Origin of the sequence: Rhizobium cauense, assembly GCF_019511525.1 — a bacterium.
Lineage (GTDB): Bacteria > Pseudomonadota > Alphaproteobacteria > Rhizobiales > Rhizobiaceae > Rhizobium > Rhizobium cauense.
Window position 1 is genome coordinate 247,465 of sequence record NZ_JAEUAT010000008.1, and the last position, 12,721, is coordinate 260,185.

The 12,721-nt window shown below is 61.8% G+C and carries 11 protein-coding genes; 2 read left to right on the forward strand and 9 right to left on the reverse strand.

Annotation, left to right across the window (positions count from 1 at the left end):
• Positions 1-2: 2 nt before the first annotated feature.
• From cydC to hemN, 4 genes are all read right to left on the reverse strand, one after another.
• Positions 3-1,691: a thiol reductant ABC exporter subunit CydC gene (gene cydC, locus JNB88_RS17350; protein ID WP_220356513.1), complete on the reverse strand. Its 1,689-nt coding sequence runs from the start codon at positions 1,689-1,691 to the stop codon at positions 3-5.
• On the reverse strand, positions 1,688-3,379 hold the full coding sequence (gene cydD / locus JNB88_RS17355; protein WP_220356514.1) for a thiol reductant ABC exporter subunit CydD: 1,692 nt from the start codon (positions 3,377-3,379) through the stop codon (positions 1,688-1,690). Before cydD ends, cydC begins: the two co-directional genes overlap by 4 nt.
• Before the next feature lie 4 nt (positions 3,380-3,383).
• Complete coding sequence (locus tag JNB88_RS17360; protein WP_220356515.1) at positions 3,384-3,962, reverse strand: GbsR/MarR family transcriptional regulator; 579 nt, start codon at positions 3,960-3,962, stop codon at positions 3,384-3,386.
• Between the two features lie 149 nt (positions 3,963-4,111).
• A complete protein-coding gene (gene hemN / locus JNB88_RS17365) occupies positions 4,112-5,458 on the reverse strand; it encodes an oxygen-independent coproporphyrinogen III oxidase (protein WP_220356516.1) in 1,347 nt (448 codons plus the stop codon).
• Between the two features lie 187 nt (positions 5,459-5,645).
• Here hemN and JNB88_RS17370 point away from each other — a divergent pair, with 187 nt between their 5' ends.
• Positions 5,646-6,293: a Crp/Fnr family transcriptional regulator gene (locus JNB88_RS17370; protein WP_276572935.1), complete on the forward strand. Its 648-nt coding sequence runs from the start codon at positions 5,646-5,648 to the stop codon at positions 6,291-6,293.
• Between the two features lie 92 nt (positions 6,294-6,385).
• Positions 6,386-7,546: an aminotransferase gene (locus JNB88_RS17375; protein ID WP_220356518.1), complete on the forward strand. Its 1,161-nt coding sequence runs from the start codon at positions 6,386-6,388 to the stop codon at positions 7,544-7,546.
• 297 nt (positions 7,547-7,843) lie between these two features.
• Here JNB88_RS17375 and JNB88_RS17380 read toward each other — a convergent pair whose 3' ends face one another.
• From JNB88_RS17380 to JNB88_RS17400, 5 genes are all read right to left on the reverse strand, one after another.
• Positions 7,844-8,950 (reverse strand): Gfo/Idh/MocA family protein, encoded by a 1,107-nt coding sequence (locus tag JNB88_RS17380; RefSeq protein WP_220356519.1) that lies wholly within the window; start codon positions 8,948-8,950, stop codon positions 7,844-7,846.
• A gap of 11 nt (positions 8,951-8,961) precedes the next feature.
• Complete coding sequence (locus JNB88_RS17385) at positions 8,962-9,747, reverse strand: ThuA domain-containing protein (RefSeq protein WP_220356520.1); 786 nt, start codon at positions 9,745-9,747, stop codon at positions 8,962-8,964.
• Between the two features lie 75 nt (positions 9,748-9,822).
• Positions 9,823-10,851, reverse strand: coding sequence for an ABC transporter ATP-binding protein (locus JNB88_RS17390; RefSeq protein ID WP_220356521.1), 1,029 nt, complete (start codon positions 10,849-10,851; stop codon positions 9,823-9,825).
• Between the two features lie 12 nt (positions 10,852-10,863).
• Positions 10,864-11,694: a carbohydrate ABC transporter permease gene (locus tag JNB88_RS17395; protein WP_088691881.1), complete on the reverse strand. Its 831-nt coding sequence runs from the start codon at positions 11,692-11,694 to the stop codon at positions 10,864-10,866.
• Positions 11,694-12,680, reverse strand: a complete 987-nt coding sequence (locus JNB88_RS17400) for a carbohydrate ABC transporter permease (protein WP_220356522.1) — start codon at positions 12,678-12,680, stop codon at positions 11,694-11,696. The genes JNB88_RS17395 and JNB88_RS17400 overlap by 1 nt, the downstream gene beginning before the upstream one ends.
• Positions 12,681-12,721: the final 41 nt, after the last annotated feature.

Consider the following 12,721-nt stretch of genomic DNA (forward strand, 5'->3'; position numbering starts at 1 on the left):
GCTCAGTCCGGTCTCAGCCGGTTCAAAGCCTTTTCGAACGCCGCCTCTCCACGGCGTGAAACTTCTGTGATGCGCCCATCCTCCATGACGGCGATGACATCAGCTATTGCGGCTTCGCGACGGATATGCGTGGCAATGACGAGCGAGCGTCCCTCCGCCTTGTCAGCCAGGCGGGTCATGACGTCGCGCGCGGTTGCGCCGTCGAGGCCCTCCGTCGGCTCGTCCAGCAGCCAGAGCGGCGTGTCGCGAAGGAACAGGCGGGCAAGAGCAAGGCGGCGCGACTGACCGCCCGAGAGCCCCATGCCCCCTTCGCCGAGTTGGGTGTCGAGGCCGCGCGGTAGTGCGGTGACATCGTGAAGGAGGCCGGCCGCAGCGAGCGCCTCGTGCAAGGCAGCGTCCCTTGCATCAGGATTTGCTAGCTGGAGATTGCCGCGGAGACTGTCCCGGAAAAGCTCGGTGCGCTGCGTGAGCAGTGTGGCGGCGAAGCATTCGACGCTTCCTTGGCTGGCGCGCATTTCGGCAGCAAGGAGCGCAAGCAGCGTCGATTTTCCTGCTCCGCTGGTGCCGACGAGCGCCAACTTTTCACCGGCCATCAGATCGAGATCGACGCAGTGAAGCACGGGCGTTTCCATGTGATAGCCGGCGCTCACCTTCTGCAGGCGAAACGCAAATCCGGGCTGCGACGCAACGTTGGGGTGTTGATCTTCATCAGCCGACAGACGAGGTGCAATGCGGCGCGCGGCAAGAAGCGTGCGGCCAAGTTCCATCGCTCCGCGGCGGAGGGCGCCGAAAGGTTCGATCGCCGCGAAGGTGATCAGTACAGCAAGGGCGGCGACCGGCGGGCTGATGGTGCCCGCTTCCGCAAGCGCTGCGACGGCCAGAAGCGAACCGGCGAGCAGAGCGGTGGTTGTCAGGCCAAACCCGAATGTGACGCCGGCTTCGATGCGGTTCAGGCGATCGTCGGCATTGGCGGCGTAGCTGTCTGCATCGGCAATTGCCACGCGTTGGGCAACGAGGCGTCCGGCCATCAGCAAATCCGTTTGTCCGGCGACGAGATCAATGGTGCGGGCGCGAATGGCCTCGATCCCGTAAGTTCGGCGGCGGGCATGTTTTATTGCCCGGCGCCCAGCAAGTAGCGGGATGCCGAGACCTGCGACGAGCAGCGCGGTACCTGCAGCTAGCCCAAAGAACGGGTTCATAAGGCCAAGGGCCACGCAGGCCGCAAGTGCTGCGACAACGGCAACGGCTGCCGGAACCAGGACACGCAGGTATAGGGAATCGAGCGCATCGATGTCGCCGGTCAGCCGGAAGAGCAGGCGGGCTGGCCGGCGTGAGAGCTCGCGTGCGGCGCCGGGTGCCGCCCATCCACGAAACAGGCGCTCGCGCAGGGCGGCGAGCACGCTCAGCGTTGCGTCATGAGTGGTCAACCGCTCTCCGTAGCGCGAAGCCGTCCGACCGAGCGCGAGCAGGCGAATGCCTGCCGACGGCATGAAGACGTCGAAGGTCGCGACCGTTGCTGCCGAAAGTCCGGCGATGCCGGCTGCCGTGATGAACCAACCGGAGAGGCCGAGCAGGGCAATTCCTGCCGACACCGTGGTTGCGGAAAGGGCAGCACCGAGGAGCAGGCCACGACGGCGTTCCGCCAAGAAAAGCTTTACGATCGGCTTGAGGTTGGAAAGCGATGCACTCATTCGGCGGCCTCCCGCGCACTTTCGGGATCAAGGACGATCGTTCGATCCATGCGGGCGGCGAGGCGTGGATCATGGGTTGCGACGACGAGCGTGCGCCCCTTGGCAAGCGCAAGCAGGCTTTCCGTGATCTCGTTTGCGGTCTCAGTGTCGAGGTGCGCTGTCGGCTCGTCAGCAAGCACAATAAAGGCTTCGGGATTGCAAGCGGCGCGGGCGATGGCGAGGCGCAGCGCTTCGCCGCCGGACACACCTATGCCACTGTCGCCAAGCGGACGGCGAGTATGGCTGCGGGCGAACCGCCTGAGCTTTGCGAGATCGAGGGCTTGTGCCACAGCTTGCGTGGAAACACCCGGGCGGCCGAGCGAAATGTTGCCGGCAACAGTGCCCGCAAATATGTGCGGCTTCTGGCCAATCCAGGCGATGCCGGTTGCAACGCAAGGGTTTGCGGGCTGTCCGTCGATGGTGACGCTGCCAGTTTCGCAGGCTGCGTGGCCTGCGATCAGGGCAAGCAACGTCGACTTGCCCGAGCCGCTGGCGCCGAGCAATGCAACATGCTCGCCGGGATGGATGCTCAGATTGAAGTCGTCGATGGCGGCGTTGCTTTCCTTGCTGTAGTGGAAGCCGGCATTTTCGAGGCGAATGGCGCCAGCCGTTTCGTTTGCGGGAGAATCGGCAGCAACAGGCAATTGCAGGCCATCCGCGCTCAGCCCATCGATTGCATTTATCGCCGCTTCGCCGGCGGCGCGATCATGCCAGACCGCCGAGAGTTCACGCAGTGGCTCGAAGAAAGCAGGCGCCAGCAGCAAGACGAAGAGACCGCTCGTCAGGTCGAGGCCGCTTGTCCAGGCGCCGAAACGGATTTCGCCAAGCAGGGAGAAACCGACGTAGACGGCAACCAGTGCGACGCCGAGCGCGGCGAAGAGTTCCAGAACGGCTGACGACAGGAAGGCGATCTTCAAGACGGCCATGGTGCGAGCTTTTAGCGACTCCGCGTCGGCTCTAAGCCTGGTCGCGGTCGCATCGACGGCGCCAAGCGAACGGATCGTCGCCATCCCGCGCAGGCGATCGAGCAGGAAGCCGTTGAGGCCTCCGGTCGCGGCCAGCTGCTTCTCGCTGGCTGCCTGCGCGCGCCAGCCGATCAGCGCCATGAAGACGGGAATCAGCGGCATGGCAAAGAGGAGAATGAGAGCCGCGATCCAGGAGATCGGAAAGACGCAGGCAAGGATGACTGATGGCACGGCACTCGCCTTGAAGCGTGCCGGCTGAAAGCGCGAGAGATAGGGAGCGATCATTTCGGCCTGTTCGCCGATGATGCTTGCGGCTTCGCCGGAGCTCGGCCTTGTGCTGTCGATCGGCGAGCGCCGGGCGAGGGCTGCGATGGCAAGTTTTCGCCGCGCCGTCAGTTCGGCGCGGGCTGCGCGAAATGCCATGCGGCCGCCAGCCGCCTCGAGACAGCTTTTCGCTAGTCCGAGCAGCGCGATACAGACAGCAAGCCAGAAGATGTCGTTGAAGCCGCCACCGTCAGCGATACGGCCGACCGCGATGGCGAGAATTGCCGCCTGCGGAATCCAGAGGAGCGATGCGAGCGTCTGGACGGCTGCCGCTTTTCGAAGCCCGCCATGCCTGGGCACAGGTTTTTCCGGCTTGCCGAAAGCCTGCTTTCCATTTGCGTCTAAGTAAGCACTCCCCATAGCGCTAACTCTTGTTCGCAGGATTGGGCCGGCGGCTGCGGCCGAGCGAAACAACTCGGTCCTTGGCCTCCAACAGCTTCGTCACTTTCGCACCTAGAGAGAGTAACGTTGCAAGCCGCTCGGTTTCAAGTTGTTTTACGTCTTCATACCAATGCGTTAGCTGCTCGATCAGCGCGTGCATCTCGCTCATGCGCTCCTGGGCATGGCGTTCGGCTTCGCTTGCGGGGCGCTGCATCAGGATTTCGCGAAGGACCGAAAGAGTGGGATCGACCTCGCGCTTCTTGCGCTCTTCCGCCAATGTCCGCAGGATTTGCCAGACATCATCCGGCGTGGTGAAGAAGTCTCGCCGGTCATCCGGCTTGTGCTTGAGCAGGACAAGGTTCCAGGTCTGCAGTTCGCGCAGGCTCATCGAGACATTCGAACGGGAAATGCCGAGGGAATCGGCGATTTCTTCGGCGCAGAGCGGCGAAGGGGATACGTAGAGCAGCGCGTAGATCTGGCCGACCGTGCGGTTGATACCCCAGCGCGAGCCCATTTCACCAAAGTGCAGAACGAAGGATTGAACAAGCGGTGGGAGGTTCATCTTGGTTTTCCGTTATGTCTGTGATTTCAGAAATTTCTGAAATTACTATAACTGGGTCGGTTTGATGGGCAATCGGCAATCAAGGGCTGCGGCAATTTGGTGTCGCGGCGAGTCATAGGAAGATTCTCCGCGGCTAGACTTGATCTGGATCAAACGGCTACGGAATGTTTGGCGTGTCCCTGATTGAGGTAACGGTCGAACTTTGCGGCGATTGCGCGCACGAAGGGACGGCCTTGCGGCGTGACTGCGAAGGTGTTGCCGTCGAACGTCGTCAGGTGGTCCTCGTTGAAGAGATGCGCCCGCATGGCATCGGTGCAGACCGCGTCGGCAGCGCGACCGAAGCGTGAGCGCAGATCGGTAACGGAGAAGGCGTAGCGGCACATCAGGTCCTCGATCGCGGACGCGGCGGCGCGGTCGCTCTCTGACAGCGCAAAGCCGCGGGCAACGGCCAGATGTCCATCAGAGATCGTCCGGCAATATTGTCCCGTCGCGGTGATGTTCTGCACGTAGCCTTGCGGCAGTTGGCCGATCGAGGAGGCACCAAAGCCGATCAGCGTATCGGCGTCGTCGGCGGTGTAGCCCTGGAAATTGCGTCGAAGCGTGCCGTCGGAGAGCTTCTGTGCCATGCAGTCGCCGGGCTTTGCGAAATGATCGATGCCAACGGGGAGATAGCCTGCGGCAACTATGGATTCGGCACCAATTGCTGCCATTTCGAAACGTTCGGCCGGACCCGCCAACGTCGCGGCATCGATCTGCGACTGATGCTTCTTCATCCAGGGAACATGGGCATACCCGAACATCGCAATCCGGTCGGGAGCCATCAACAGGCATTGCTCGATCGTCCGCAGCAGCATCGCCTTGTCCTGGTGCGGCAGGCCGTAGACAAGGTCGAGATTGATCGAGGCGACACCAAGGTCTCGCAGCGTCGTCACAACCTCAGCCGTCTCCGCGAAGCTTTGCGGGCGGTTGATGGCGGCCTGCACGATCGGTTCGAAGTCCTGCACGCCGACACTTGCCCGCGTGATCCCGAAGGATCTCCACGCCTGCAGGCGTTCGGCGTCCACATGCGTCGGGTCGATTTCGACGCTGATCTCGGCATTGTGAGCCACGTCGAAATGCCGATCCAACGTGTCGCGCAATCTCTGCAGATCTTGCGGGCTGACGATCGTCGGTGAACCGCCGCCGAAATGGATGGCACTGACCTTGCTCCTCGCCGGCAGGCTCTCGGCGACCAGCTCGATCTCCTTGTTGAGAGCCACGAGATAGGCAGCGATCGGATCATAGCGACGCACCTGCTTGGTATGGCAGCCGCAGTAGAAGCAGAGCCGATCGCAGAACGGGATGTGCAGGTAGAGCGACAGCGATCCATCCGCCTGCTGGCCGAGCCATTCCCGATAGACGGCTTCGTCGACGCCGTCATGGAAGTGCGGAGCCGTTGGGTAGCTGGTGTAGCGTGGCACGGGAGCGGCGTAGCGGGCGATGAGTTCGGCGTTCATGGCGTGTCCTTTTGGGGAAGCCATAACCGGCCCCGAACGGCGACACTTTGATCTCGATCAAGAAAATGCTGTTCTCCCGCTGTGGCTGTAGTCTATGCTTTTGCGCGGAGCTGATTTGATGCGCAAAGACATACATAATTCAAACATACCAGTACGTTGCATGAGTTGTGAGGTTCGTCACAAGGGCATGTGCGGCGCGCTCAGCGCCGACGAATTGCTGGCGCTGTCAGCGCATACGCGCCTGGTCAATCACGAATCCGGCGATGAGCTTGCCGGCGAGAAGATGCCGGCCGAATCCTATGCCACTGTCATTCGTGGCGTCGTGAAGCTCACCAAGACGCTGGAAGACGGCCGCCAGCAGATCGTCGGCCTGCAGTTCGCGCCGGATCTTCTTGGCCGGCTGAATGCGGATGAGAATGCCGTGTCGGTGGAGGCAGCTTCCGACGTCAACCTCTGTCGCATCCCGAAGGCCGCGCTGGAGCGCATGGTCAAGAGCAACCCTGCGCTCGCCGAACGGCTGATGGCGCAGACGCTGCGCGAGCTGGATGAAGCGCGCGACTGGATGGTGACGCTCGGGCGCAAGACGGCGGCGGAAAAGGTTGCGAGCTTCCTGCTCCTGATTGCGACGCATCTCGATCCCGAGGCCGTCGGCGAAAAGCGCCAGTTCGATCTGCCGCTGTCGCGAGCCGACATTGCAGACTTCCTGGGGCTGACGATCGAGACGGTTTCCCGCCAGATGTCGAAACTGAAAGCCGATGGTGTGATCTCGATCGTTGCCAACCGGCATATCGAGGTCCCGAAGGTCTCGAAGCTCAAGGCCTGCTGCGGCTCCTGATGGTGCCTGTGCGGCATTCTTCAATGCATGTTGCCGAGGAAGGCCATTCCATGCAGGAGTGAGGGTTCACTTTCATTCGAGAAGAGAGTTGCATGTCTGCCTTCGCCAATCCGCTCGTTTCCCGCCTGTCTCCGCCACCCATTCCCTCGGTTCTTGCCTGGGCTCGAGAATACAGGGGCGGCAAGGGGCCGCTGGTCGATCTCTCGCAGGCCGTACCCGGCTATCCAGCGCATCCCGAGATGCTGCGGCTGCTTGGCGAGGCGGCATCGTCGCCGAAGACGACGGGCTACGGTCCGATCGAGGGCGAGGCCGTGCTGAGAGACGCTTATGCCCGGCATATGTCGGAGGTCTATGGGGCGTCCGTTTCCGCAGGCAACATCCACATAACCGCGGGCTGCAACCAGGCATTCATGTCGGCGGCAATCGCGCTCGCCGGGTCAGGTGATACGGTTGCGCTGACCAATCCGTTTTACTTCAATCAGGAGACGACGCTGTCGATGCTTGGCATCAAGCGGGTTCTGGTCGAATGCGACGCGGAGAACGGCTTTCTGCCGGAGGTTCAATCGGCCGAGAAGGCGCTGCAGGGCGGCGCCAAGGTGCTCGCGGTGGTGACGCCGAACAATCCGACTGGCGCGGTCTATCCGCCCGAATTGCTGCTTGAGCTGTTCAGCCTCTGCCGCAAGCATGGGGCGTGGCTGATCGTCGACGAGACCTACCGCGACTTCCTTCCTGATGGTTACGGTGCTCCGCATCCGCTGCTGACGATTCCGGGCTGGGAAGACACGCTGATCCTGCTCTACAGCTTCTCGAAATCCTTCTGCATTCCGGGCCATCGCCTTGGTGCGATCACGGCTGGCGCCAACGTCGTTGCCGAGATCGCCAAGGTCATGGACAACATGCAGATCTGCGCGCCACGCGCAGCCCAGGTCGCCGTTGCCGCGGCGATGCCGATCCTTGTCGACTGGCAGGCGGAAAACCGCCTGGAGATCGCGCGCCGTGCGGATGCATTGCGGGCGGTGATATCAGGGTTGCCCGGCTGGGAGATCGGTGCGCTTGGCGCCTATTTCGCGTTCATCCGCCATCCGTTCGCGGAGCTCAGCTCAGCCGCTGTCGCAGAGCGTCTGGCGAAGGAGGCCGGTGTCGTGTGCCTGCCGGGAAGCTATTTCGGGGAAGGTCAGGAGCATTATCTCAGGCTCGCCTTTGCCAATGCCGACGCTGCTTCGATCAGCCTGCTGGCGGATCGTCTTCGGTAGTTTGAAATTATAAAGGCCCGCGTTAGCGGGCCTCGGACTACTGACAAACCTCTTGTTGTTTGAGATCCTTAGCTTCTCTGTCATTCCGGCCTTGAGCCGGAATTCAGCTCGCCGCGCGTCTGCGCGGCAAAAGAGTCTTTCGCGATCAAGGACTTGATCGCGCTGGATAACGGCACGAGGCCGATATGACGGCGATGGGTATTTCGCCCTTCCAGAAAATCAATCGAGTTGACGGCTTTATCGGCGGTCTAAAGGCCCGCATGAGCGGGCCTTTATTCTTTCTGACTGGTACTCGTATCAGACCACGATGGTCAGCGGCGGTATCCGCTTGTCTGCCGGGCTATCCTGTTCGGAGGCCTCCAGCAGATTGAGCTCCCGCCGCTCTTTCTCCGACACGATCGCAAGGTCGAGGACCTTCTGCAGGTTTGCGGCGTGACGGAAGGTCGGGTCGTCCTGCTTGCCGGTACGGACGGCTTCGGCAAAGCGCTGGTAGTTCGTCAGCACAGCCGGGACCTCGATGTCGCGCCAGGTGGCGGTCTCGATATCCTCTCCGAAGCAGCCGCGCAGCTCGGAACCATCAGGGCGATGGATGACCTCGAGGCTGCCCTTTTCGCCATAGATGCGAAGCTTCAGTTCGTTGAGATGGCCGGTCGCCCAGCGGGTCGCATGGATGACGCCGAGCGCACCGTTGGTGAAATCCACCGACATGGTGAAGCTGTCGTTGGCATCGAGCAGATATTCGCCGATCTGGCCGCCGGGAGCCTTGTTGAAGGTCTTCAGGCGGGCAAAGACGTGGTCGATATCTGTCGCCGCGCCGTAAGCGGCGAAGTCGAGGATGTGGATGCCGACGTCGCCGAGCACGCCGTTCGAGCCGTGACCGGTCGACAGGCGCCACAGCCAGCGCGATTCCGTGCGCCAGTCACCCCAGGCGCGCGAGACCAGCCAGCTCTGCAGGTAGGAGGCCTCGACGTGGCGGATGGTGCCGAGCTCACCAGCCAGCACCATTTCGCGGGCGCGCTGCAGAGGCGCGACGTTGCGATAAGTGAGGTTGACCATATTGATGACGCCGGCAGCTTCCGCTGCCTCCGTCATCTCCAACGCGTGGTCGTAGTGCTCGGCCAGCGGCTTTTCGCAGAAGACATGCTTGCCAGCTGCGATCAGCGCAAGACTGGTCGCGTGGTGGATGCGATCCGGCGTGACGTTGGTCGCCGCGTCGAATTCACCCCATGCGATCGCTTCTTCGAGGGAGAGGAAGCGATTCTGGATATGGAAGTGATCGGCAAATTCGGCAAGGCGCGCCGGATCAGTATCGACGGCGCCGACAACCTCCACGCCATCAATGGCGAGGAAGTTGGCAACCTGGTTTCTGGCCATCGAGCCGGTACCAAGAACGAGTAGACGCATGTGTGTGCTCCTCAGCGGTAACCGGCTTCGCCGGCCTGGTGCAGACGCGGGCCGCGTTCGACGATCGGCTCGAGAGCCTTTTCGACCGGAACATTCGGTGCGTCGGTGATGCTCTTCAGATCGCCTTGCGGGTTATATGCCCATTTCACGCCGTTGATGAGTACCTTCTGGACGTTGGCATCATGATAGGTCGGATAGGTCTCATGGCCGGGGCGGAAGTAGAAAATGTTGCCGGCGCCGCGGCGCCAGGTGAGGCCCGAACGGAAGACTTCGCCACCCTGGAACCAGGAGATGAAGACGGTTTCCAGCGGCTCCGGCACGGAGAACTGCTCGCCGTACATTTCCTCGTTTTCGAGGACGAAGTTTTCATCGATGCCGGCTGCGATCGGGTGACGCGGGTTGATCGTCCACAGACGCTCGCGCTCGCCGGCTTCGCGCCACTTCAGCGCGCAGGGCGTGCCCATCAGGCGCTTGAAGATCTTCGAGAAGTGGCCGGAGTGCAGGACCAGCAGGCCCATGCCTTCCCAGACGCGCTTGGCGACACGCTCGACGACGACGTCGGAGACCGCGCCGTGGTCCTTGTGACCCCACCAGGTGAGGACATCGGTTTCGGCAAGGCGCGCTTCTGTCAGGCCGTGCTCGGGCTCCTGCAGCGTTGCCGTGGTCGCCTGGATCGCCGGATCGGAGTTCAGCGCGTTGGCGATGGTGGTGTGCATGCCTTCGGGGTAAATGCCCCGAACGATCTCGTTGGTGTTTTCATGGATGTTTTCACCCCAGACAATGGTGCGAATAGGCAAGGTCTTGCTCCTTCATGCGGATGGTGGATCGACCTCGATGGGAGGCGAGGCGGATCCTGTGGTTTTGGGTAGATGTCAGGCCGCGCCCTTGAGGGATATTCTTTCGAGCGCGCGTCCGGATTGGTCGAAACGGTGGACCGAGCCCTGAACCGGGGCGACGCCCAGTTTCTGGCCGGGTTGATGGCTCGATACGCCGGTCTCGCGAACGACAAGCGGCTCCGATGTGCCGATGTCGAGATAGACGAAGCTGTCCGAGCCGAGAATTTCGGAATGAATGACGGTGCCGCTCCAGGCGGCGTCCTGCTGAACGATCTCCATATGCTCGGCGCGGACGCCGATGGTGTGGGCATTGTAGGGCGCCGAGAACTCACCGGTCAGGAAGTTCATTTTCGGTGAACCGATGAAGCCGGCGACGAAAACGGAATTCGGCGTCTCGTAGAGTTCGAGCGGCGTGCCGACCTGCTCGACGACGCCGTCACGCAGAACGCAGATACGGTCTGCGAGCGTCATTGCCTCGACCTGGTCGTGGGTGACGTAGATCATCGTCGTGCCGTGCATGCTGCGGTGAAGCTTGGCGATCTCCAGGCGCGTCGCGACGCGCAGCGCCGCATCAAGGTTCGACAGTGGCTCGTCGAAGAGGAAGACCTTGGGATCGCGGACGATGGCGCGGCCGATCGCGACACGCTGGCGCTGGCCGCCCGACAGCTGGCGCGGCAGGCGTTCGAGATAGGGCGACAGCTGCAGCATGCCGGCGGCCTGCTCGACACGAGCCTTGCATTCTTCCTTCGTGCGTCCTGACAGCTTCATGCCGAAGGCCATGTTCTCGAACACGGTCATATGCGGATAGAGCGCATAGGATTGGAACACCATGGCGATGCCGCGCTTCGACGGTGCGTAGCGGTTGACCGCCTCGCCATCGAAGGAAAGCGTACCCGAGCTGATGTCTTCCAGCCCGGAGATCAGCCGCAGCAGCGTGGACTTGCCGCAGCCGGACGGGCCGACGAAGACCATGAACTCGCCCTTGCGGATATCGAGCGAGACCCCCTTGATGACTTCAAGCGCACCGAAGCTCTTTCTTACATTGTCGAGTCGAATCTGTGCCATATCGTGCTTTCTTCAACCTTTGACGCCGCCGGCAGTCAGGCCGGAAATGATGCGCCGCTGGAATATCAGGACCAGGACAACGACAGGGACCGTAACGATGACGGATGCTGCCATGATGTTGCCCCACGGGATTTCGAACTGGCTGCCGCCCGAAAGCAGGGCGATGGCAACCGGCACCGTTCGCTGAGCGTCCGATGAGGTGAATGTTAGGGCGAAGAGGAATTCGTTCCAGGCCGTAATGAAGGCAAGCAGGCCGGTTGTGACCAGTGCCGGCCACATCAGCGGCATGAAAACCTGGGTGATGATGACCCACGGCGAGGCGCCATCGACGATCGCCGCTTCCTCGATTTCAATGGGCAGATCGCGCATGAAGGTGGTCAGAACCCAGACCGTGAAGGGCAGGGTAAAGATCATGTAGGAGAAGATCAGCGCGAACGGCGTGTTGAAGATGCCGATCCAGCGGATCAGCTCGAACAGGCCGGCGAGTACGGCGATCTGCGGGAACATCGAGACCGACAGGATCGTCAGCATCAGCAGCGCGCGACCGCGGAAATTGACGCGGGCAAGCGCATAGGATGCGGTGACGGCGAGCAGCAGGGAGGCGGCGACAACGAGGATGGCGACGAGCAGCGAGTTGCCGAGGCTGCGGATGAAGCTGCCCGTGGTCAGGACTGTCGTGTAGTTGGTGAGCGAGATCGAGGTTGGCCAGTAATTGACCTCGAAGAGGGCCGTGCCGGCTTTGAAGCTCGTCAGGATCGCATAGTAGAACGGGAAGACAGCGATGATGACGATAACGGTGACGAGCAGGTAGAAGAGCGTGTTCTTGGTCAGGGTCAGCAGCATCAGCGTTCGCTCCCACCGAGTTTGACGCGACCGAGCCACATGTAGAGCACGGTGATCGTCGCGATGATCAGGAAGAGCACCGTCGAGGCCGTTGCTCCGTAGGCGAACTTGTCGAAGTCGAAGAGGTTCTCGCGCGCCATGACCGACATGGTCTTTGTCTGCGCATTGTTCGGCGTCAGCACGTAAATCAGGTCGAAGATGCGCAGGGCGTCGAGCATGCGGAAGATCACGGCGACCATGATGGCTGGGCGGACCAGCGGCAGGGTCAGGCGCCAGAACACCTTGATCGGATTGATGCCATCGATCTTGGCCGCCTCGTAGATATCGGCGGGGACCATCTGCAGGCCGGCAAGGATCAGAAGTGCCATGAAGGGCGTGGTCTTCCAGACGTCGACGATCAGAACGGCGATCATCGCCGTCTCCGGATTGGCGGTCCAGGCGATCTTCTGGGTGATCAGGCCCGCGCCGAGCAGGATGTCATTGAGGATGCCGAACTGGTCGTTGAGCATCCAGGCCCACATCTTGGCGGAAACGATGGTCGGAATCGCCCAGGGAATAAGGATGGCGGCGCGCACGATGCCGCGGCCGGGGAAATTCGCGTTCAGCACCAGAGCGACGATGAGGCCGAGGATGGTCTCGATGGTCACCGACAGAAGCGCAAACTTCATCGTGTTCCAGACCGCTTTCCACCAGTTCGGGTCGGCGAGCAGGCCGTTGTAGACCGTGCGGCCACTCTTCAGCGTGACCCACGAGAGATAGTTCTTGAAGCCGACGAATTCAGCGCCGCCGAGATTGGTGAGCGATGCGTTCGTGAAGCTGAAATAGATCGTTCTGAAAAGCGGCCATCCGGCAACGACGGCCAGGATGAACAGGGTGGGAGCCAGGAATATCCAGGCGGAACGGATGCGCTCGGAGCGCAAGTCCGACGAGGTATTGACGGCGCGCGCTCGCGATCCGACGCTTGAGGAAACTGCGGCTTCAGTCATGAGGTACCCGCTTCTTGAGGCGATTTGACGATGGCGGCTTC